This window comes from Streptomyces decoyicus (genome assembly GCF_019880305.1).
Taxonomy (GTDB): domain Bacteria; phylum Actinomycetota; class Actinomycetes; order Streptomycetales; family Streptomycetaceae; genus Streptomyces; species Streptomyces decoyicus.
On record NZ_CP082301.1, the window covers coordinates 7,643,693 to 7,665,571 of the forward strand.

At 67.1% G+C, this 21,879-nt stretch carries 14 protein-coding genes and 1 pseudogene; 10 read left to right on the forward strand and 5 right to left on the reverse strand.

Going from position 1 to position 21,879, the window contains the following annotated elements:
* Nucleotides 1-18: 18 nt before the first annotated feature.
* A complete protein-coding gene (locus K7C20_RS33285) occupies nt 19-1,110 on the forward strand; it encodes a nucleotidyltransferase family protein (protein WP_053208714.1) in 1,092 nt (363 codons plus the stop codon).
* Nucleotides 1,107-3,347: a peptidylprolyl isomerase gene (locus K7C20_RS38615; RefSeq protein WP_245170981.1), complete on the forward strand. Its 2,241-nt coding sequence runs from the start codon at nt 1,107-1,109 to the stop codon at nt 3,345-3,347. Before K7C20_RS33285 ends, K7C20_RS38615 begins: the two co-directional genes overlap by 4 nt.
* A 311-nt stretch (nt 3,348-3,658) precedes the next feature.
* Here the strand turns inward: K7C20_RS38615 and K7C20_RS33295 are convergent, their stop codons facing one another.
* Nucleotides 3,659-6,295, reverse strand: a complete 2,637-nt coding sequence (locus K7C20_RS33295) for an NACHT domain-containing protein (protein WP_030079857.1) — start codon at nt 6,293-6,295, stop codon at nt 3,659-3,661.
* A 552-nt stretch (nt 6,296-6,847) separates the two neighbouring features.
* Between K7C20_RS33295 and K7C20_RS33300 the strand changes: the two genes are divergently transcribed.
* From K7C20_RS33300 to K7C20_RS33320, 5 genes are all read left to right on the forward strand, one after another.
* Nucleotides 6,848-7,354: a hypothetical protein gene (locus tag K7C20_RS33300; protein WP_030079855.1), complete on the forward strand. Its 507-nt coding sequence runs from the start codon at nt 6,848-6,850 to the stop codon at nt 7,352-7,354.
* 155 nt (nt 7,355-7,509) lie between these two features.
* Nucleotides 7,510-9,042: a S1 family peptidase gene (locus K7C20_RS33305; protein WP_245170982.1), complete on the forward strand. Its 1,533-nt coding sequence runs from the start codon at nt 7,510-7,512 to the stop codon at nt 9,040-9,042.
* A gap of 136 nt (nt 9,043-9,178) precedes the next feature.
* On the forward strand, nt 9,179-11,083 hold the full coding sequence (locus K7C20_RS33310; RefSeq protein WP_150127168.1) for a trypsin-like serine peptidase: 1,905 nt from the start codon (nt 9,179-9,181) through the stop codon (nt 11,081-11,083).
* A gap of 399 nt (nt 11,084-11,482) precedes the next feature.
* A complete protein-coding gene (locus K7C20_RS33315) occupies nt 11,483-15,376 on the forward strand; it encodes a polymorphic toxin-type HINT domain-containing protein (protein ID WP_053208717.1) in 3,894 nt (1,297 codons plus the stop codon).
* Between the two features lie 28 nt (nt 15,377-15,404).
* A complete protein-coding gene (locus tag K7C20_RS33320) occupies nt 15,405-15,722 on the forward strand; it encodes a hypothetical protein (RefSeq protein WP_160328697.1) in 318 nt (105 codons plus the stop codon).
* A gap of 390 nt (nt 15,723-16,112) precedes the next feature.
* Here the strand turns inward: K7C20_RS33320 and K7C20_RS33325 are convergent, their stop codons facing one another.
* Nucleotides 16,113-17,021, reverse strand: a complete 909-nt coding sequence (locus K7C20_RS33325; RefSeq protein ID WP_030080260.1) for an NAD(P)-dependent oxidoreductase — start codon at nt 17,019-17,021, stop codon at nt 16,113-16,115.
* 83 nt (nt 17,022-17,104) lie between these two features.
* Between K7C20_RS33325 and K7C20_RS33330 the strand changes: the two genes are divergently transcribed.
* Nucleotides 17,105-17,476, forward strand: a complete 372-nt coding sequence (locus K7C20_RS33330) for a winged helix-turn-helix transcriptional regulator (RefSeq protein WP_030080262.1) — start codon at nt 17,105-17,107, stop codon at nt 17,474-17,476.
* 168 nt (nt 17,477-17,644) lie between these two features.
* On the opposite strand, the gene K7C20_RS33335 is transcribed toward K7C20_RS33330, so the two are convergent.
* Nucleotides 17,645-18,442, reverse strand: a complete 798-nt coding sequence (locus K7C20_RS33335) for an inositol monophosphatase family protein (RefSeq protein WP_030080264.1) — start codon at nt 18,440-18,442, stop codon at nt 17,645-17,647.
* A 157-nt stretch (nt 18,443-18,599) separates the two neighbouring features.
* Complete coding sequence (locus K7C20_RS33340; protein ID WP_030080266.1) at nt 18,600-18,998, reverse strand: nuclear transport factor 2 family protein; 399 nt, start codon at nt 18,996-18,998, stop codon at nt 18,600-18,602.
* A 358-nt stretch (nt 18,999-19,356) separates the two neighbouring features.
* On the opposite strand from K7C20_RS33340, the gene K7C20_RS33345 reads away from it, so the two are divergent.
* The gene (locus tag K7C20_RS33345) at nt 19,357-19,665 is read left to right on the forward strand and encodes a hypothetical protein (protein ID WP_030080268.1); all 309 of its coding nucleotides are present in this window, start codon (nt 19,357-19,359) and stop codon (nt 19,663-19,665) included.
* Nucleotides 19,666-19,708: 43 nt separating this feature from the next.
* Nucleotides 19,709-19,957 (forward strand): annotated as a pseudogene (locus tag K7C20_RS33350) (IS5/IS1182 family transposase); the annotation flags it as partial.
* 331 nt (nt 19,958-20,288) lie between these two features.
* Here the strand turns inward: K7C20_RS33350 and adh are convergent.
* Nucleotides 20,289-21,812: an aldehyde dehydrogenase gene (adh, locus tag K7C20_RS33355; protein WP_030080270.1), complete on the reverse strand. Its 1,524-nt coding sequence runs from the start codon at nt 21,810-21,812 to the stop codon at nt 20,289-20,291.
* Nucleotides 21,813-21,879 lie beyond the last annotated feature (67 nt).

The window sequence follows — 21,879 nt, forward strand, 5'->3', positions numbered from 1 at the left end:
GGAGGGGTGAGTGAGCGCATGACAGTGGTCGCATCGGCCGAGGACCGCGTGCGCCTGGGCAGGAGCATCGCGTCACGACTGGCCGCGTCGAGGAACGCGGAGGCGGCCTTCCTCGCCGGCAGTTCGGTGGTCGGCCTGGGCAGCGCCACCAGCGATATCGACATCTACCTGGTCGGTTCCGCCGCGGAAGAGGAACGGCGGCAGATGTTCGCCGACACCATCCGGGTCGACGTCCAGCATCTCTCCCTGGACACCCTGGAGTCGCTCGTCGACCGGGTCCTCGGCGCGGGACTGCGCTCCGATCACCCGGGAGGGGCGTTGTCGGACCGCGAGACCGCGCTGGCCGTCCGGCTGCGGACAGGCGACATCGTGACCGACTCCGGCGCGCTGGCCGCGCTGCGGCAACGGCTCGCCGAGCACCCCCTCCGGCTCTCCCGCCGGGTGATGAACAACTGGATCCTCGCCGCGTTCTTCGCGGCCGAGGACTGTCTCGGGCTCCGCCAGTCGGACAGCCTGCTGGAGCTGGAACCGGCCGCGTTCGCCGGCCGGCGCGCACTGCTGTGCGCCGGCAAGGCGCTGGCCGCGGCGTGCGGGGATCTCTACTTCGGCGAGAAGTGGGTGTGGCGGCAGCTCACCCGCAACGGCCCCGACGGGTTTCCCTTCGCGGAGTTCCAGCGGCTTCTGCGGGACGACCCCCTGGCCGTCGATCCACAGGCCGGGCTGACCGCACTGACGTCCTTCGCCCAGACCTGCCTGATCGCCACGGCCACCCTGGGCTGGCAGGGCATCGACGTCTCCCGCTGGCCCGTCTGGGTGGAGGGAAACGGTCCGCTGAGCAGGTCCACCGTGTTCTTCCCTCGCGCCTACGACGACATGGTGACGCTGGTCCAGCCCGGCGGCCGGCACTTCCGCCTGCCGCCCGACGCGGCGCTGGTCTGGGGCCTGTGCCATGGGCGCTCCGCGCGGGCCGTCACCGAGGACGCACAGCAATGGGCGAAGGAGTCGCCCGCGTACGCCGGGCTGACCGAGGAGCGGTGCCGGAGCCTTCTCACCGAATTGCGGGATGCGGGTCTGCTCACCGGACCGGGCGCACACCAGGGAGCGATGTGAAGTTCCGTCACAAGCGCAGCACCACCCTCGACCTCGCTCTGGCGCTCCAGCGCGAGTTGACCGGGCGGGCAGGTTCCTGGGAGCTCACCTTCCTGCCCAGGCCGGTCGCCCCGGAGACGGACCTGTTCCGTGCCGGACTGACGTCGTGGGCACGGACGGCCGGCTCCGGACTCCCCGCCTTCCTGGCCGCCGCACGCCGGCCGGAGGATCTCCGCACGCTGGTCGACGACGACCTCCTGCGCCCCGGAACAGAGCTCGTCACCACCGCGCTGACCGCCGCCGCGCCGACCCTCACCGACGCGCTTTCCCTCTTCGAGGAGGACCGCAAGCAGGCCGCCGTGGAGGTGAACGACTTCCTCGCGCCCGAGCGTTATCTGGCTCCGCTCTGCGCGGCGTTGGGCACGGTCGACACCGGCCGGACGCTGGACCTCCACCTCGTGCCGCTCGCCCCCTATCCGCCCGCCACGGGCTTTCTGACCGCCGCGGGCAAGGCCACGGGGGTCTACGTCGACTGCCGCCGGTTCCGGGGATCGACCCTCGCGGACGCCGTCCTGACCATGCTGGGCTGGGCCCAGCTGAAATCCGGGAACATTCCCGAGGGCCATCTCTCCACCGAGCTCGTCCGGCGCATGCCGGGCGGCGCCCCGTACCAGCGCCGGCTGCGGGTCATCCTCACCAAGATCCTCGTCGAGGTGACGGCCGGCCATCTGGTGCGCGCGGTGGACTCCGCGCATCGTCCCTGCGCCGACGTGCTGGGCACCAAGTGGCGCTATCCGCGGCTCCATGCCGTGGCCGAGCGGCATTGGTCCCGGTATCTCGACGGCGACATCGACCGCGACGAAGCCCTCACCGCGATGACCAGGGACCTCACCGCGCACAGTCCGCGCTGGTTCGTCGACCATATCGACCCGTCCTCGCTCGCCGCCGACTTCTATCTGCTGGAGTGGCTGACAGCGGCAGGCGACCGCACGGCCGGAGCACGGCTGTCCCGCTGGCTGCCCCACCTGTGCGCCGAGTTGGCGGGCCATCTGGACAACGTCATCGGCAATGAGCTCGGACACTACGAACGCGCCAGGACTCAGCACCACCCGCAAGAACTGGCGGACTTCATCACGCAGATCAACCAGGGCGACAGTCGCGTCACCTGGCAACGTCTGCGACGCGAACTGGGCCATGGACGAGCACTCCAGCTCGCCACCGAGGCATTCGCCGGCCCGGGCATCGAGTTCGGCGGCGAGGCCTGGGCTCCGGTCGCCGCCATGGTGCGGCGCTACGTCCTCCACGAGCTGCCCGACAGAGTCTTCGTCGACCAGTGCTTCACCCTTGAGCACAACAACGGTTCACTCTTCGACAAGTACCACGACACCTCCACCATGCGCGAGGTGCTGGACGCCCAAGCAGCAACCGATCTCGACAAGCTGCTCACCCATGCGTCCGCAGAAGTCCGAGAACTATGGCACGGACAGCACCGCACCTCGGCGGAACACCATCCGATGTGGCTCGGGCCGCCTTCGACTGCGCCCACCGCACCGACCGCGCCCACCGCACCGACCGAGGCCGGCACTTATCAATCAGGGTGGGACGGCGCCTGCCTGCCCGGAAACGCACCCGGCACGGTCGGATGCGGAGATCGCAGCGATCCGAGCGCGTACGACCCCTCGCACGACCCGCTGCGCGACTCCCCGGTGCGAGTCCGCCACACGGTCACCCGCCGCCCCTTCTCCTCCTCCTTGAGGATCTATCGAGCCGTTACCGCCGTCCTGCACACCGAGCACGGCGACATCCACCTCACGCTACGCCCCGACGAAGCCCCTTATACGGTGGACAACTTCGTAGGCCTGGCCACCGGAAGCCGCACCTGGACCGACCCCCTGACCGGAACCACGGGCGAGGGCGGTTTCTACGACGGCACGGACTTCCACCGCCGTGTGCCCGGTTTCGTCGTCCAAGGCGGCGACCGACTCGGCACCGGCCACGGCAGCGCCGGATACCGGATACCCGACGAGATCCATCCAGAGCGGGATTTCACGCGGCCGTTCCAACTGGCCATGGCAAACCTCGGCCGGGACAGCACCGGTTCCCAGTTCTTCATCACCCTCGCGCCGGCACCACACCTGGACGGGCACTACACCATCTTCGGGGAGGTGACAGGCACCCCGTCGAAGAACGTGGTCAGCGAAATCGCCGGCTCCCCCACGGCGGTCCGGCTCCACCGGGTGACGGTCTCCACCGCCTGACACCCTCAGCGGGCTGACCGGGCTGACCGGGCTGACCGGGCTGACCGGGCTGACCGGGCCGTCCCGGCGCCGCCGCCCGTTTCAATATGGCCGCTCAACGGATAGAAAAGGACGTGCGGAACCGTCGCACAGTCCGGCGGCACGCCGGCCGGGGCTTCACCACTCGCCCCGGCGCGCCTCCCACCTGCAGTGATCTGCGCGTCCAGGGCGGCTACGTCGAGGCGCTGGGCTGGCTTGGCCGTGCGCTACTGGGGGCCCTCAAGGGGCAGTTGAGCTCCTCGCCGGGCGGAGCCATGCCCTGGCGGTGTTCATCAGGTCGTACTCAGGTGCGCTCGCACAACGTGCATGGAGGGAGGGAGAGCCTCTGATCCAACGAGTAGAGATTCCTCGGAGATGCGAATGGTGCGCAGGGACCTGACGTTCTTCAGGGTGCTCACATCGAAACTTGCGAGCGGACTTTCGAAGGTGAGGGTGTGTAGATTCGGGAAGTACTCGAGCCACTCCCATGTGGTGTCCAAGTCGGCCTCCACCCACAGATGAGTGAGGCGGGTCCGATCGCAGAAGGATTGGAATTCTTCGGGTGCGATTGCGCCTGTCATCCTGATCCGGGAACGGCCGCCGAACCGTCGGAGCGCTTGCAACTCGTGTGCATTCGAGACGCAGAAGTAGAGGTCCTCCTCGCCTAGGTGAGCGATGACCTCCTCGGCGAATCGGTCGCGCTCAAATCGGCTCCAGACCCTGGCCAGTTCGGAACGAACGCGGAGATCCGGAAGATCACGATATTGCGCCAATACTGAAATTGCGGCGTCGGTGACGATGCGGGTGGCAGACAATACGGTGAAGTATGCCTCGTCGGCGGAGAGTCCTTGAGGCCCGGGCAGCAGGTCCAGGACGACCGGCCCTACATCGGCCAGCGCGCGTGCCTGATCGGCTGATCGAGGCGGAATCAGTGCCGCAGCCCGCTGCTCTACATCCGTGCGCACCACAGGGTCCAGTTCTGTCGCGTGCTCCAAACAGGCGGCTGCCAGCAAATGGAGGCGCCTGCTGTCCTTCTCCGATGCGTCTCCTCGTTCGATGAGGCCGGTGAGGAGGCGGGTTCGCTCCATGGTCCGAGCGTGAGCAACGGACATCCGGATAACGTCTTCCCATTGATCGAGGTGCGCGTGCGCGATGAGAAAGTCGAAGTCAAGACCTTCCACCGCAGCCTTGGCGCCCAGGTAATCCTGAAAGGTTCGGTGAATGAAATCCATCGAACCTGCACTTGGTTCACGCAGGAGACCGCTGCGGATCAGCAGGTGATGGTAGATTTCCTCTGCCGATCCTTGGTCGGCGATCTTCGGCATCGCTGGTAGTGCGTGCTGCAGAAGCTCGACGGCGTCAGTCCGGTCCATCTCGGAACGGCCGTTGCGGATCATCCAGTAGGCCAGCTTCTGGATCAACTGGATATGGTATTCCTCGCTGATGCGGATGGTCCCTGGCTTGTAGATTCCGCGCTCGCGGTCACGCCGGGACAGCAGCATGGAGAGGGCGGCATCGTAGACTTCTTTTCGGCCGTCCGGGAGGTAGCCACGACGGTCCTGGTGAAGTGCGCAGATCAGCGCGCACATCAGGGGGTTGGTGGCGAGTCGGCCCAGGTCTTGTTTGGTCCGGACGGACCGCAGGAGATCTCTGGCATAGCGGTCGCCGATGCCTGCGGCCTTGTGCCACCGCTTGATGAACTCCGCGACGTTCTCCCGGCTCATCGGCGCCAGGTCGAGTTCTGCGAAGTCGTCACCGACCAACCAGTCCTCGCGTACGGCCGAAGGTCGAGAGGTCACCAGCCACCGGTTGCTGGGGTACGAACTGACCAGCCCCTGTAACCAACGACGGGCCTCTTGGCGTTCGCTTTCCGGAATCTCGTCGATTCCGTCGATCAGGATCAACCCGCGCCCCGACCTCAGCACCCGGTCGAACCACCCCGTGGGCTGGAGATTGGCGATGGGGCAGTCGACGGCGGACAGGAGCCCGTCGGGCGTGGGGAGTTTGGCCCCGCCTCGGGTCAGCGTGCGCAGCGGCAGCACGAAGGGCACCAGGCCGTAGAGGTACAGCAGGCGTTCGTCGAGAGCCTTCCGTGCGGTGGACACCGCCAGCCACTGCACGAGTGTCGTCTTTCCCGAGCCCGCTACACCCCGGAGCAGGACCCGATCGCGGCCTGCCAACACATGGTCCGCCGGGAGGAGGGTGGGGATCGCATTCGTTCTGCTGCCCACTGCGTCCAAGCTGAGATAAGCGGCATCGAGGGGCCAATTTTCCGGCGCCTCGGACAGATCGAGCCCGAAGATGGTCAACTTGCCATGTTTTGACGCAATGTACTCGGCGTAGCGGTCCTCGAAAGGGCCGTCGGCCGGCGACGGAGTCCGCGCAATCAGGGAATCAATCTTGAGAGACAACTCCTCGATCCGACGGCTGTGTTCAATCAGCGTACGGGCAACGAAAGTTGACCTCTGAGTAAAGAACTGCAGGATGTGCAGGCATGCGGTGTCGAGCACACTCGCATGAAGTGTCACTGCGTCGCTGGATAAGCCGAGAGTGGCTGAGGGGCTCTGCGACCGCAGATGCCGGGAGAGGGCGAGGTACCCGAGCTGCACAGCTTGTACATCATCCATGTCGATGTAGCCAAGCGCCCTCAATGAGTCCGCTACTGCGTGTGCGACGGCACGCTGTTCGTATGCCGGCAGACGTTCCTCGACGCCCGTTGACTGCGCAGCGCGATTGACCAGTTCTTCGGCGATCTTGTGCAGGTCTTCGTCCGACAGGGCACGTTTCTCACCCTTGAACGAAACGAGCTTCGAGACGCGCAGCGGCTTATCGACCAAGCCGGCGCCGGGTCCGTCAGCCACGAAGAGTTTCTTGATCAGCGGCGCTACGACGCTTGAGGCGAGGCGAGCGCCAATGGCGGCGGCTTCCATTAACTCCCCGGTTGATGTGTGGACGGCAGTCAACCGTCCGCCCCACAGCAGCTTAGGAGATGAAGTGACAGACTGTTTGGGGAACAGCCCAATTCCGGTAGCCGGGAGCTTTGACCCTCTACTTGGCCAGTAGGCGCAAAGAGAGCACCCTCACCGCTCAGGTTCTGTCAGCCACGATCGTCCTGGATCAGTCACCAGCTCCCCGAAGGCACGCGGGCTCAGCCCGGGTGAACGGGGCCCTCCAGTACGACTCCGCCGCCGCGTCACACCAGCAAGGCAACTCTCCAGGAGGGGGCCTTCGGCACCGAGCCCCGGCCTGCCCCTCGTGCCTTCATGGCAACTGACAGGACATGCCCCCTGAAGCCCCGGAAAGCCCGTTCTGGCAGCAGCGACAGGCACGTAGGGAGGCCCATCGGGGCGAGTGAAGTGGGCGGAAGGTGGCAACTATCGCCGCGAACGTGACACAGGCACGTTCACACATACCTTACATATGCTTTACTTCTTCACCGCAACGACACATCTTGACATCCACCCCTTTGAACGGAAGACGCCGTGGCGATACCTCGTGCCCGAAAGGCGCTGTTGGCCGGCTTTGTTGGCGCACTGTCACTGTCGGCCGTGATGGCCGGTCTGACCTTCGCGCAGGCGGCCCCGCAGGACGACCCGGCCCCCGCGGCCGCAGCCGAAATGCCCTCCGCCGTCGAGGACTTCAGCTACCCGAACGCCGCGCGGATCTTGCAGGACCAGAAGATCTCCCTGAAGCGGGGCGACGGTCACATCACGCTGACCGGCTGCGACTCCGCCCACGACATCATGGTCAAGTCCCGTACCGGGCAGATGGATTACTGCTTCGCGGTCCATGGCACCAAGGGGTACCTGACGATGGAACTGGCCGACGCCTTCGGCATGTGGACCGAGGGGCACCCGGTGCAGGCCACGATCACCGCTGACGGCAAGGAAACCGTCATCAACGCGCCCAAGAACGATTACAAGCCGTTGGGCGAGGCCGGCAGCTCCGAGAAGCGCTCGGTCCTTCTGGAACTCCGCGTCACCAGCTGACGCCGCCCGGCCGAACCACCTCCGGACAACAGTGGGCAGGGGCACGCTGCCGAGCGTGCCCGGACCAGTGCTCCTCCCCGATCGAACAGAAAGTGTCAGTGATGGGCAGACGTTCGCGCGCCGCGTGGATATCAGGATTACTCGCAGCCTCCCTCATGACGAGCGTGCCGGCGTACGCAGTCGCCGGTGGCACCGCCACCCCGGGCGGGGCCTACACGTTCGCCGTGAAACTCGACATCGGTGACGGCAAGCGCAGCTGCTCGGGCGCGCTGGTGGACAAGCAGTGGGTGCTCACCGCCGCCGGCTGCTTCGCCGACGACCCCAAGAGCCCGAAGGTCACCGAGGGCGCGCCCAAGTGGAAGACCACGGCCACCGTCGGCCGTACCGACCTGACCGGTACGGCAGGAACCGTCACGGACGTCACCCAGGTGGTGCCGTATGCGGGGCGCGATGTGGTGATGGCCCAGCTGGCGAAGCCGGTCAGCGGTGTCACGCCCGTGGCCGTATCCTCGGCTCCTCCCACGCAGGGTGAGGAGCTGAAGGTCATCGGTTTTGGGCGGAACAAGACCGAGTGGGTGCCCGACAAGCTGCACGCGGCCGCCTTCACGGTGGACGCGGTGCAGGACGGGAAGCTGGAGATCACCGGCAAGAGCGCGGCGGTGTGCAAGGGCGACACCGGCGGTCCGGCGCTGCGGGAGAGTGGTGGGCGGGTGGAGTTGGTCGCTGTCAACAGCACCTCCTGGCAGGGCGGTTGTCTGGGCACCGATCCGGCCGAGACCCGCACCGGGGCCGTCGATGCCCGGGTGGATGACCTGGGTGCCTGGGTGCAGCAGGTCCGCTACCGCCCGGTCTTCGCCGCCCCGCCGTGGGAGAAGGCCACCCACATCGCGTCGGGCTACTTCACCGGCGGCTCGGCCGGCGGCACCCGGCACATGGACATGATCGTGCGTTGGACCGACGCGGAAGTCACCCTCTATCAGGGTTCCGACGACAAGGACCCCCGCCACCCCTTCGCCGCCGAGTACCAGCTGGCCAAGCCGCCGGTTGCCGGTAAGACCAGCATCTGGCAGCACGTCGAGCAGCTCACGGGTGCGAGCTTCGGCGGCGGTACGGACGGGCTGGTGGTGCGCTGGGTTGACGGGGAGCTGACCCAGTACACCCACGTCGACGCCAAGGGCTTCCACGGGGAGAAGATGCTCGCCAAGGCCAAGAACACCACCTGGCCGCACGCCCAGCAGATCACCGCCGGCCGCTACTCGGCCAACCAGCAGCGTGACGATCTGCTCGTGACCTGGGACGACGGCCGCGTCACCCTCCACCCTGACCTGGGCACCAACGGTGTGGCGGACAAGGCACAGAAGCTGCTCGCCAAAACGAGCACCTGGACGCACGCCAGCCAGGTCAGTGCCGGGGAGTTCACCGGCAAGAAGACCATGGACCTGCTGGTGCGGTGGTCGGACGGCGAGGCCACCCTCTACCCGGGCGTCGACACCGCGGGCTTCCACGGCGAGAGCAACGTCCGCCCGGAGAAGTCCTACTGGACAAACACGAACGCGATGACCGGCGGCGCCTTCGTCGCCAACGGCCCCGCCAACGACGTCGTTGTCACTTGGCGCAACGGGTCGGTCAGTCTCTACCCGGGTGTGGACGCCGCTGGAACACACGAGGAAATCAAGATCGTCAAATGATCCGAGGCCGCGTGATGCGACGGGGCGGGCAGCTCCCCGCCGCGTCACGCGGCACCGCGGCACGTCCCGGCCGGCCAGGTCCGGCCGACCCTGCCCGCTCCTCCCTCCCCGCCCCGACACCACAACGGAAAGCTCCATGAGACGCATACCGTGGATGCGCGCCGCCGCCTTGGCCCTGTGCGCATCCCTGGCCGTCACCGCCCCGGCGGCCGCTCTTCCCCACGAGGGGCCGGGTTCACCCGGCACCGGGCCCGCCCCCGCGGGCCCCACCACCGTTCCACCAGGTACCGGCCACGACCCTGCACACGGCGTGAGCAAGGAGCAGGTCGACGAGGCGCGGGAGGCACAGCGGTACTGGACGCCGGAGCGCATCCGTGCTGCCGTTCCGGTGGACGCCGAGCAGTCCCGTGAGCCGGATGCGCAGGCGCGGCCAGGATCCGGACGGGGGCGCAAGTCGTTCCTGGCGAGCGAGCCGTCGCGCCAGGTGCCCGAGGGGATCGCCACGGTCGGCGTGTTCTTGATCCGTACCACCGACGGCTCGCCGACGCCGGACCAGTTCTGCACCGCCAGTGCCGTGGCCTCGCCGACCAAGAGCCTCGTCATCACCGCAGCGCACTGCCTCAATGGTGACCATCGCCACCAAAACTTCGCCTTCGTGCCCGGCTACCGCACCGGAGCGTCGAAGGCCGGGCAGGCAGGAGAGAGCCCCTACGGCATCTTCCCGGTCCAGAAGGGCAAGATCTGGATCGATGCCCGCTACCGTGCTTCGGCTCCCGACGACGATGTCGACTTCGCCTTCCTGAGCGTCGGCCCGAACACGCGAGGCCGGCTTCTGGAGGACGCCGTCGGACGGGGCAACGAGCTCACCTCCGTCCCCACGGCGAAGCTCGCACGCAAAGCCGTCACGCTCGTCGGCTACCCCGGTGGCCACAAGACCCCTCTTCAGTGCACCAATGACACCACCGCCTTCCAGGGCCGGTTCATGGAAATCAAGTGCGACGGCTTCCGCTCCGGCGTCAGTGGCGGTCCGTTCCTGGAGGACTTCGACGGTCGTCGCGGCAGCCTCGTCGGCGTCATCGGCGGCTACAAGACCGGCGGCCTCTACGACCACACCAGCTACACCTCTCAATTCGACGAGGACACCCTCCGGCTCTACCGGCAGGCCGTCACCGGCATCCCGTCGGACCCGGACCCGGACCCGGGCACCGGCACCGGAACGTCCATGGGCACCGCCGGCACCTGGACCCACGCGCGGGTCATGACCACCGGCCGCTTCCACACGTCCTCGGTGCGCAACAGCGTCAGCGACCTGATCGTGCGCTGGTCCGACGGCGAGCTCTCCCTCTACCCGGGTAACGGCGCATACGGGTTCGGCAAGGACATCCAGCTCGTCAAGGACAAGGCATGGCAGCAGGCCGAAGTCATCACCGCCGGCGACTTCACCGGTGACGCGCACTACGACCTCCTGGTCCGTTGGACCGACGGCAGACTGACCCTCTACAAGGACGTCGACGAAAGCACCAAGCTGACGCACAAGGTGGAGCTCAAGGGCCCCAACGACACCTGGAACCACGCGAGCACCATGGCCGCCGGCCGCTTCGGCGGCGGAAACACACGCAGCGACGACCTCATGGTCACCTGGACCGACGGTGAAGTGACGCTCTACTCCAACGTCGACGCCAAGGGGCTGCATGCGGAGAAGCAGCTCGTCACACCCCCCGACACCACCTGGCCGCACGCCCGGGACGTCGCAGCGGGCGACTTCCGCCCCGAAACCGGAGACCAGGACGTGTTCGTGCGCTGGAACGACGGTGAGGTCACGTCGTACGAGAACATCGCCGCCGAAACCTTCGGCCGCGAACACCGGCTGCTACCGGCCAAGTCCCCCTGGCGCGAAGCGCTGCTGGCCACCGCCGGCGCCTTCGGTGGTCCCGCCCGCCAGAACGACCTCGTCGCGCTCTGGCCCGGGGGCAAACTCACCCTCCACCCCGACACCACCAGCGCGTCCCTGGCCGCCGAACGCGTCCTCGTGAGCCCGTGACCAGAAAAATCTGCGCACCGGCTGACGAGCTGACGGAGACCTCGACGTGCGTGGAGCATCCTGGCCTTCCCCACTGACCTCCTGAATTCGCACGTCACAGGGCGGGTTCAGACGTACTGCCTCGACACCAGCCGGATGGACGGGCCTCCGCGGGCCAGGTGCCCAACCGGCAAGCAGATCCGCCTGCGTGGCATCCCTCTGCCGCCCTGATGCACGTCCGTGCATGCTCCCCCTTGCTGAACGGACTTTCCGGGCGCTGGGGGTACTACCGACCGTTATGAAGGACAAGAGAGGACTGACCGGATGAGACCGAGACCCAGCGCAAAGGGAGCCATATGGCTCCTCCGGAGTGGACCCTTAGCCAGCAGGATCGGGCCGCCGCGTCGTGGTGCCTGGCCCATGCTGCTGACCACCTCGCTGGTGGCGGGACTCCTAGGGACAGGACCCGCCTCCGCGGCGGACATCAACGACGACGACCTGCAACTCATGCGGGTACTGGCCGTCGACTCATGGATAGACGGCGGTCCGGGGATCAAGGAGGCCGCCGAGCAGGCGCTCCTCGGCGGGGCCCAGGACATCAAGACGTTCCTCGACCAGAAGGACGGCATCGAGTTCGTCGACGACTACGTCGATGCGAGCCGGATCTTCAACGCCGGTGGCCCCGCAGTGCGCGAGGCGGCCAAGACGGCCTTGAAGAAGAGCACTTCGGAGAACCCCGCGGCGCTGCGGGCGTTTTTGAAGGATGGCTGGAAGGCTCCGCTGGAGGAGGACCAGCAGGTCGAGGTCTCCCGGGTCATCAACTTCGGTGGCAACGGCGTCAAGGACGCCGGCAAGGCAGCCTTGAAGGGCACCCCCGAAGACCGTGCAAAGTTCCTCGCGGAGGGGCAGTACACGGCACGCGAGACGGACAACGAGGTCGAGGTCTCGCAGCTCGTCAACTCGGGCGGCCCGGCGGTCAAGGCGGCCGGAAAGGTCGCGCTCAAGGGCACGCCCGACGACATCGTCGAGTTTCTTGAGGTGGGGCAGTTCGTCGCGCGCAACCGCGACCAGGAACACGCCACCATCGCCCAGCTGACCGCGCAGGCCACCTTGGCCGGGAAGCGGGCCAAGGACGCGACGGAGAAGGCACAGGAAGCCTCCACACGTGCGATCGAGGCGTCGGATCTCGCCAAGGAAGCCGCCCTGAAGGCGGCACGGGAGACCAACGCCGCCAAGAACGACTCCCAGCGGGCGGCCGTCAAGGCCAAGCAGGCCGCCGACGCGGCCCGGGCCGCCGCCGCCGCGTCGCAGACGGCCATCAGCGCCGCCAACGCCGCCAACCGCTCGGCCCGTATCGCCGCCTTCGCAGCGGCGCAGACCGCCGCGGCAGCCGCCAACGCCGCCGACGCGGCCAATGATGCCTACAACGCCTCTATCGCGGCCGCGTACAACGCGGGCCGGGCGGGTGAAGCCAGGGACATGGCGAAGAAGGCCCGGGCAGCGGCCACCCTCGCAAGGACTTCCGTGGAGGCCGCCAAGGAGGCCGGCGCAGCCTCGCTGGCCGCGGGCGCAGCCGCGAAGGCTTCTCGCAGCGCCAGCAGCAACGCCAACGCCGCGGCGGACGCGGCCGATGAGGCCAACAATTACGCCGAGGCCGCAGGCGTCCACTCCGGTGAGGCCAGGGCGGCCGCCGCGGAGACCCGCCGCCACGCCAACGAGGCCGACCGTGCGGCCAACGCCGCCGAAGCCCTGGCACGCAAGTCCGCCAACGCCGCCGAAGAAGCACGTGAGGCGGCGGATTCCGCGGCCACGCATGCGGACAACGCCGCGACGGCCGCGGAGGAGGCCGCCAAGCACGCCGGTGAATCAGCCAAGGCGGCCGAACAGGCAAGAAAGCATGCGGCCGCGGCCAAGAAGGCGGCAGAGGCAGCCGAGTCGGCGGCAGCGACCGCCAAGAAGGTCTTCACCATCGCCCGCGAGGCCGAGGCGGAAGACCTCACCACCCGCACCGCTGCCGCCATCGAACGCGCCCGGTCCCACGCGGCACAGACCGCTTCTGTCACCTCCGCCTCCGCGGCGGATCTGGTCGAGTCCCGCTCCCTGGACACCACGGCAGCCGAACTGGCCGCCGAGGCCGCCAAGCCCGGCGCCGACACCAAGACGGTCGCGGCCAAGGGCCGCATCCTTGCCCTCAAGGCACTGAAGATCTGTGGCCCCTGGCACCAGCAGGCCGCCGCGGCAGCCCTGTCCGGCCCGGACGACGAGGTCCTGGAGTACCTGCGCACCGGATGGAAGAAGGCCGCTCAGGACGAGATCCGTGAGCAGGTCTCCCAGCTCAGCACGCAGAGCCCCTACGAGGTCGTGCGCAAGGGTGCTGCAGAAGCGCTCAAGGGCTCCGATCAGCAGGTCAGCGACTTCTACACGGTCGGTCAGTACGACGTGGCCGTCACCGACTACGCCGTGCGCGTCTCCCAGATCAACAACGCCGGCGGCCCCGGCGTGAAGGAGGCGTCCAAGGCCGCACTGGCCAACGGCAAGGGCAAGGTGCTCGCCGCGTTCATCAGCAACGGCCAGTATGCGGCGCTGAATGCCGACGAGCAGGTCATCGCCTCCAAGCTCGTCAACAACGGCGGCCCGGAGATGAAGGCCGCGGCCAAAATCGCCCTGGCGAATTCCGCCGACCAGCTGCACGACTTCGTCCAGGTCGGCCAGTACATGTCCGACCGCAAGGACAAACTCGCCAGCACCCACATCGCCCAGATGCAACGCCTGATCGCCGAAGCCTCCGGCGTGGCGGCCAAGGCCCGGCAGAACAGCTGGAAGGCGGCAGAAGCCGCCGCCAAGGCCACCGACGCTTCGGACGACGCCGCCAAGGCCGCGGGCGAGGCGAAGAAGTCCGCCAAGCTCGCGGGCCAGTACGCCGACGACGCCGACAAGGCCGCCACCAGCGCCGAGAACAGCGCCGCCCAGGCAGCCACGTCCGCAAAGACCGCACGCAACGCCGCCAACGCCGCCGACCGTGACGCCGCCGACGCCGAATCCTCCGCAGCCCAGGCGGAGTTCTCCGCCGACTACGCGCACCACTCGGCCTACCTCGCCACCTCGGCAGCCGACGACGCCCGTGCCTCCGCACTCGATGCAGGAAAGAGCGTCAAGGAAGCCAACACCCTCGCCACCCAGGCATGGACCGAGGTGCAGAAGAAGCGCGAGAGCGAGGTAGCCGAAGCACGCCGCAAGGCCGAAGAAGCCCGCAAGCAACAGGAGAAGCAGAAGGCCAAGAAGCCACACTGCGTCTCTCACACCGGCAACGAAATCGCCGGGCTCCTGCCCTGCGTCATCTCCGGCGGTGACGTCACTCCCGTCATCGACCCCACTCTTACCGCCGTGGTATGGGAAATCACCGGCCTCAACGACCTCAGGGAGTGCATCAAGAACCCCGCCTTCGGTGCATGCACCGCCTTCGCCATTTCCGTCCTCCCCGTCGGCAAGGTCAAGCTCCTCAAGAAGCTCGGCGAAGGCGTAGAAGACATCGCTGAAGGCTCACGGGTGGCGAAGAAGGCGAAGTGCTTCAAGTGCTTCCTCGCCGGCACCGAAGTGCTCATGGCGGATCGCTCGACGAAGAACATCGAGTCGGTGAAGGCCGGGGACGAGGTAATCGCCACCGACCCGGTCAGCGGCCGCACAGGGAAGCGGACTGTCACCGACCTCATCGTCACGGAACACGACAAGAACTTCAACGAACTCACCATCGCCACCCCCCAGGGCAACCGCCGCCTCACGGCCACCAACGAGCATCCCTTCTGGTCCCCCTCGCAGCACGCATGGACCGAAGCCGCCCACTTGCGTCCCGGCACGACACTGCGAACCGTCGACGGCAGCACAGTCACGATCAAGGGCAACCGCCCCTTCAGCGAAAACGCCAGAACGTACAACCTGACAGTCGATAACCTGCACAGTTACTATGTGCTCGCAGGCGAGACGCCGGTATTGGTTCACAATTCTGGGCCCTGCCTGGACGGCGTGGTGGATGTCTGGCATGAGGGTACTTTCGCCTCGCCCGGGGACAGTTTCCAGTACCACTTCAATAAGCACGGTGCGCCGGTGAACGTCACGCCCGAAAAGTACTTGCAGGATTCAAAGGGCTGGGCGGAGCGACTGGCCCAGCCAGGAGGCAAGGCGGGCTTGAACGCAAAGAGGATGCCTTTTGATGACGGCAAATTCGGCGTGAAGTATACCGATCCCAATGGCGGTATGGGTGGGATCGTCGGGCCAGATGGAAAAGTTGTGTCCTTCTGGTACACGGACGCCCACTAGGACTAAGGAATAGATGATGCTGAGCTTTATGGACTCCTATACCCTGTGGCGCCAGCTGCCGTTCCCCTCGAGTGGTTCGGACAAGGGTCTGGTTCTGACGCACAGTGATCTGGCGGGCGTCGACGAGTATGTGACGACGGTGATCCGATATGTAGAACGCGGGATCTTCAAGCCGGCGCCAGTTGACGTCCTGGCATTGCTTCAAGAACTTATGCCTCGAATTGATCGGCTCGGTGACGTCGCATCGGGTGACGACCAGGCAGTCGCTCGGTCGCAACATGCATACGCGGCCCTGCTGCACCTCGTTTATCGGCAGTTCCTTGAGGTGGGCCGCCCGCGCGACTAGCAAAGGTACCTCCCTCGATACCAGCCGGCATGGCGAGGCAATCGCTTCCGGCCCTGCCCTGAGTTCCTGATGGAACTTTCCCTGGAAGGCCGGGAGTAGTGGGATCGGGTTGAAATTCAGGGGGCCCGCCGGGTGAGTTTCCGGCGGGCCTGCTGCGTCACCAAAGGAAGGCGACAAGCAGTCATGGATCTTGTGATTAGTGTTCCAGATTGTCGAGTCGGTGAGGGATTGCAACCCAGCGCACCCCCCTGTACAGCACAAGCGTGAGTCGCCCCACTCCGAGCCGGGTCAGGCCCCGGGGGCACGGTCCGCTGAGGGCGCAAGTAGGCGGTGGGTTCCGGGCGGAGTCGCGGGCGGGGGAGGGAGTGCGTTCATAGGTCCCGGCTTTGGTCAGCGCAGTCCTCGGATGCTGTCGATGATGCGGGTCCAGTTGTCGCTGCCATGTCCGTCGTCAATCGCGCGCCGATAGTGGGCCTGCACGGCCAGTGGGAGCGCGAGGTCGAGGCCGAGTGACGTGCTGGTCTCGACGATGTGGTCGGATGTCGCACCCATCATGGTGACCGTGCTGAGGTCGCCGGGATGCTGTCCCGCATCCAGCGCGGCGCCCGGGGTCTCTTCACCAGCCCTCAGGATGTCGCCCATCGAGTCGACGAAGGAGAGCAACTCCGGCAGTGCTTCCTGGGCCTTCATACCTGCGGTGCCCAGCATTGCGGTGGCATGCATCAGTCCGGACAGGGTGGTGAGGAACACCGCGAGCTGGGCTTGATACATCATCTGGGCGAGGCCCGGATCCTCGCCGAGATGCTTTGGTGTGCCGAGCAGCGTCAACGTCGCCAGGTGACTTCCCGTCACCTCACCGCGGCCGCTGTAGTAGATATAGGCCGCCTCCGTGCCGACCATCGGCGCCGGGACCATGACGCCACCGGTGAGGAAGGTGGCGCCGTGGCCCGCTGCCCAGGTTGCTGCCTCACGTGTGCGGTCGGGTGTGTCAGAGCTCAGGTTGACCAGTGTGCGGTCGGCGAGCGATTCGGTGGCGCTGTCGAGGACGTCGTACATCGCCTGGTAGTCGGTGAGGCTGAGGATCACGAGGTCGCTCGCTTCGACCGCCTCGCCGGGTGTCACCGCGAGCTTTGCTCCGTCGTTGACGACGCCGTCGGCCCGACTGGCGGTGCGGTTCCAGACGGTGACCGGATGGCCGGCGGCGAGGAGGGTGCGGGTCATCGCCTGACCCATCGGACCAAGCCCGATCACGGTGACAGCGCTGCCTTGCTTGGTGTTGCGGTTCTGTTGTTCGTTCACCCCTCCATGCTCGGAGAGCGCCGCTACTCTCGGAAGTACCCACTATTTACTGCGGTACTTACCTTTTAGTAAGGGGATCAGCGATGACCAAGTCGTCGAGATGCGGGCCTTATATCTGCGGCATCGACGCTGCGCTCGACGTGGTGAGCGGCAAGTGGAAGGGACTGATCCTCTGGGAACTCGACGCCCATCGCGTACGCCGCTTCGCCGAGCTCCGTCGCGGTCTGCCGGGAGTGAGCGAGAAGATGCTGACCCAGCATCTGCGTGAGATGGAGAAGGACGGTCTCGTGCACCGGGAGGTTTACGCCGAGGTGCCGCCGCGGGTGGAGTACTCCCTGACTGAGCACGGGCACACGCTCAATCAAGCGCTCGGGCCGCTCGGCGCCTGGGGGGTCGAGCGGATACGTCGCGAAGGCTCCGAAACAGTCGACGTGGCGGAGACCTCACACGGCTAGGTACCCGGGCCACCAACCCCGTGCGTGCGCGCCACCAACCCCGTGCGTGCGCGCCACTCCTGGGGACTGCATACTGCGGGGGACCGCAGTGCATCAAGGCGCCAACAACCTCCTACGCCGCAACACATCCGGCCCCTCGACCCACCGAGGTTTCCGAAGATCACAGCACTAGTCCCGACCGCGGATCATCGACAACAGCAGACCGTGGGTCTCGGCGTCCGAGGCCACTACGAGCCCACGGCCTGCCTGCCCGAGGGGAGCGCCGTCGACTCCGGTGACGACGCAGCCGGCGGCCTGGCACACAGCGATTCCGGCGGCGAAGTGCACGCTCTCGGCCAGATCACCGCCATCGGTGACGTATGCGGCACGCTTGCCGGCCGCGACCCAGGCCAGCGCCAGCGTCGTGGACACGACCCGCGGCCGGAACCGTTCGACGAAGCCAGGGTGAGCGAGCAAATCCACAGCCCTGAACCCAGGCGCGCTCGGAAAGGGCGGATCCAGGTTCACGTCCACCAGCTGGGTGGCCGCCGTCGGCACGAGCTGCGTGTCGCCCCCGTTGCGCCGAACCCAAGCCGTCTCACCGTCGGTGAAGAACACCTCGCCGCTGAACGGATCGGCCACTGCGGCCGGACCGTTGCGCAGTGCCGCGTTGACGGCCACCAGCATGTTGCCGACGGCATAGTTGAGGGTGCCGCACAAGGGGTCCACCAACCACTGGCGCACCGCGTCAGTCGGACCCTGCTGCCCGCCCTCCTCGCCGTGCACCGCATCCTCGGGCCGCGCAGCACGGATGACGCCGAGGATCGCTCCCTCAGCCGCCACATCGGCGTCAGTGGCGAAGTCCCCGGCGCCTTTGTCGATGTGGGAGAGCCGCTGTCCATACCGGGCGCGCACGACCTCCGCCCCGGCTCGTACCGCAGCTACCGCAACCTCGGCGTCGTCAAGGCTCGTATTTGAATTGATCACGGCGGGCAGAGTATCGGGGACGCACCCCCGCCGTACGCGGAGCCAACCGACCGCCGTCACGCCTCCGCGCTCGCCAACCCGGCGAACCTATGGGGGCACAGCAAGCAACGGTGTTGAGTTTCCGAGCTGATGAGCCGCAGCCGACCGCCCCTGCGGGTCAGGGCTGGTCGTACCAGGCCAACGCTGCGATCCGCCAGCCCTCTGGGGTGCGGACGAACTGGAGGGTCTTGGTCCCGCCTCCCTCGAACGGCTCGCCATCCAGGGTCCCGGACTTGCGGTACTCGCTGAACCGCGACGCGATATCGCCCGCGATCTCTGTCCGTTCGGAGGTCTCCCACTCGGAGAACTCGACCAGCCGACCGTCGGTCAGCAGCCGCTGACGAGGCTCGATGAACTCGTCCACGGTGTGGACCGTGAACGCCGGGCCGGCCTTGACGATCACACCGCCCGGAAGAACCAGCCGGCGGATCCGGGCCACGTCGGCAGCCTTGCCGCCCCGGTTGTCAAAGGCCTCGAAGAACCCGGCGGTCACCACGTCTATCTCGGTCTTGGACATGGCGCGACAGTAACAGCGAAGGGGACCGGCCACCGGCGGTCTCGACAACCTGCGGTACTGGCCATGAGCGGAACACCCGATGCTCCAACAGCCCCTTCATCGGGTGCTTTCAACCAGAATGCGGTCCGCTTCCGCTTGAAGTTCCGCCACCCGCACCCAGAGCGCAGCCTCCCGCTCCTCCAGCACTTAACTGCCCTGCTGCAGCGCCGCGTTGATACCAGTGGACTGCAGCGATGTCCCGCACTCCCCGGGCGGGGCATCGCCTCGGCGGCGAATACCGAGTCCATTCGTTTAGTGATCGTTTATTGAGGCTCGGCAGGATGTGAAGTGTCGAGAAGGATCCTGCACAGGGGACGGTATGGCCAAGCTCTATCTGGAGAAGCTCAAGTGCGTCACGACTGAGGGCTGGAGCGGCTTCGACGAGCCGAGGCTTGTGGTCCAGAATCGGGGCACCGTGTGGAATGGGACGGTGCTGGGAGACCGGATGTACACCGTCAAGTACGACTGCGACTTCACGGGAACGATTGCCGTCTCTCTCGGGGAGGTCGGCGAATCAGGCGGGGATGGCGGGCCCGGGGAGCAGTGGATCACGGATACGCCTGGTGAGCGCAGCCTGCGCTTCAGGGCGGATGGTGCTGAGTACAACCTGCTGTATGCGGTGGAGTAAGGGTTGTCCCGTAACTGCTGGTCACGGGTGAGGTGATCTTGTGGTGGCTGGTGTGATCACGGTGTCGGGGCCGTCCTGTCCCTCACCGTTCACCGGGCTGAGCCCGCGGCGGTTCGGCAAGCTGGTCACTGCGATGCAGCGCGAGGGTGCGGACCCGGTACGCAAGGGCCGGGCGTGGAGCCTGCCACTGGAGGACCGGATCCTGCTGCTGGCGGCCTACCGGCGTACGAACTCGACGGCACCCTGGTACCCACGCGGGATGGCAGCGTCGGCGGGCGTGGGCGCGGCGGCCAGGATCACGTGGGGGCGTGGCGAGTCGAGTCGAGTCCGGGCTTTCCGGTGCCGTGGAAAGCGGCGAGGCGGCCGGATAGTACGCGGGCAGGTGTGAGCGGAGCCGGTTGATCATCTGCTGTCGGTCCCAGATCGCGTCCTGGTGAGCGCGGGACGGTACTCCGGTGTGGAGCGGCTGGTCCGGACTCGCTGGTCCGGAAAACGCTGGTCAGCAGCGGGATGGTGGCGGGACGGGCTGGGAGTTACGACGCAGACCGAGCCTTGCTCTGAGCGGGTCATACGGAAGGCGCCTGACCGGTATAAGTCCAGGTCAGGCGCCTTTCCTTGTGCCTCTAGAAGAAGCCGAGCTTCTTCGGCGAGTACGACACCAGCAGGTTCTTCGTCTGCTGGTAGTGATCCAGCATCATCTTGTGCGTCTCCCGGCCGATCCCGGACTGCTTGTAGCCGCCGAATGCCGCGTGGGCCGGGTAGGCGTGGTAGCAGTTGGTCCATACCCGCCCGGCCTGGATGGCGCGGCCGGCGCGGTAGGCGGTGGAGCCGTCGCGGGTCCAGACGCCTGCGCCGAGGCCGTAGAGCGTGTCGTTGGCGATGCCGATCGCGTCGTCGAAGTCGCTGAAGGGCGCCACGGCGACGACCGGGCCGAAGATCTCCTCCTGGAAGACCCGCATCTCGTTGTTGCCCTCGAAGATCGTCGGACGGACGTAGTAGCCGCCCTCCAGTTCGCCGCCGAGCTCGGCGCGGGAGCCGCCGGTCAGGATGCGGGCGCCCTCCTTCTGGCCGATGTCCAGGTAGGAGAGGATCTTCTCCAGCTGGTCGTTGGAGGCCTGTGCGCCGATCATGGTGTCGGTGTCCAGCGGGTGCCCCTGGACGATCTTCTCCGTGCGCGCCACCCCGGCCTCCAGGAAGTCCTGGTAGTGGCCGCGCTGGATCAGCGCCCGCGACGGACAGGTGCACACCTCGCCCTGGTTGAGGGCGAACATGGTGAAGCCTTCCAGAGCCTTGTCGTGGAAGTCGTCCGCGGCGGACGAGACGTCGTCGAAGAAGATGTTGGGGCTCTTGCCGCCCAGTTCGAGCGTCACCGGACGCAGGTGCTCGGACGCGTACTGCATGATCAGGCGGCCGGTGGTGGTCTCACCGGTGAAGGCGACCTTGGCGACCCGCGGGCTGGAGGCCAGCGGTTTGCCGGCCTCCGCGCCGAATCCGTTGACGATGTTGACGACGCCGGGCGGCAGCAGATCCGCGATCAGGCTCATCCAGAAATGCACCGAAGCGGGGGTCTGTTCGGCCGGCTTGAGGACCACGGCGTTGCCGGCGGCCAGTGCCGGGGCGAGCTTCCAGGTCGCCATCAGGATGGGGAAGTTCCAGGGGATGATCTGGGCGACCACTCCGAGCGGCTCGTGGAAGTGGTACGCGACGGTGTCCTCGTCGATCTCCGACAGGGAGCCTTCCTGGGCGCGGATGGCGCCCGCGAAGTAGCGGAAGTGGTCGATGGCGAGCGGGATGTCGGCCGCCAGGGTCTCGCGTACCGGCTTGCCGTTCTCCCAGCTCTCCGCGACCGCCAGGGCCTCCAGGTTCTGTTCCATCCGGTCGGCGATCTTGTTGAGGACGCCGGCGCGGTCGGCGGCGGCCGTGCGGGACCAGCCGGGCGCGGCCGCGTGCGCCGCGTCCAGGGCACGTTCGACGTCCTCGGCCGTGCCCCGCGCGACCTCGGTGAACGGCTGCCCGTTGACCGGGGTCGGGTTCTCGAAGTACCGGCCCAGTGCGGGCGCCACGAACTCGCCGCCGATCCAGTGGTCGTAGCGGGGCAGATAGCTCATGACGGCATCGGCGGAACCCGGGCTGGCGTAACGGGCCATGGTGCGGCCTCCCAATCGCTCTCGGCGCGGTGCCCGCCACTCCCGTGTGACGGGCGTTGTGCGCAGG

Bases quoted from the DNA above. Each gene is read 5' to 3' on its own strand.
- K7C20_RS33285 (WP_053208714.1), top strand. From the start codon at position 19: ATGACAGTGGTCGCATCGGCCGAGGACCGCGTGCGCCTGGGCAGGAGC.
- K7C20_RS33295 (WP_030079857.1), bottom strand. From the start codon at position 6,295: ATGGAAGCCGCCGCCATTGGCGCTCGCCTCGCCTCAAGCGTCGTAGCG.
- K7C20_RS33305 (WP_245170982.1), top strand. From the start codon at position 7,510: ATGACGAGCGTGCCGGCGTACGCAGTCGCCGGTGGCACCGCCACCCCG.
- K7C20_RS33310 (WP_150127168.1), top strand. From the start codon at position 9,179: ATGAGACGCATACCGTGGATGCGCGCCGCCGCCTTGGCCCTGTGCGCA.
- K7C20_RS33315 (WP_053208717.1), top strand. From the start codon at position 11,483: ATGCTGCTGACCACCTCGCTGGTGGCGGGACTCCTAGGGACAGGACCC.
- K7C20_RS33320 (WP_160328697.1), top strand. From the start codon at position 15,405: ATGGACTCCTATACCCTGTGGCGCCAGCTGCCGTTCCCCTCGAGTGGT.
- K7C20_RS33330 (WP_030080262.1), top strand. From the start codon at position 17,105: ATGACCAAGTCGTCGAGATGCGGGCCTTATATCTGCGGCATCGACGCT.
- K7C20_RS33340 (WP_030080266.1), bottom strand. From the start codon at position 18,998: ATGTCCAAGACCGAGATAGACGTGGTGACCGCCGGGTTCTTCGAGGCC.
- K7C20_RS33345 (WP_030080268.1), top strand. From the start codon at position 19,357: ATGGCCAAGCTCTATCTGGAGAAGCTCAAGTGCGTCACGACTGAGGGC.
- adh (WP_030080270.1), bottom strand. From the start codon at position 21,812: ATGGCCCGTTACGCCAGCCCGGGTTCCGCCGATGCCGTCATGAGCTAT.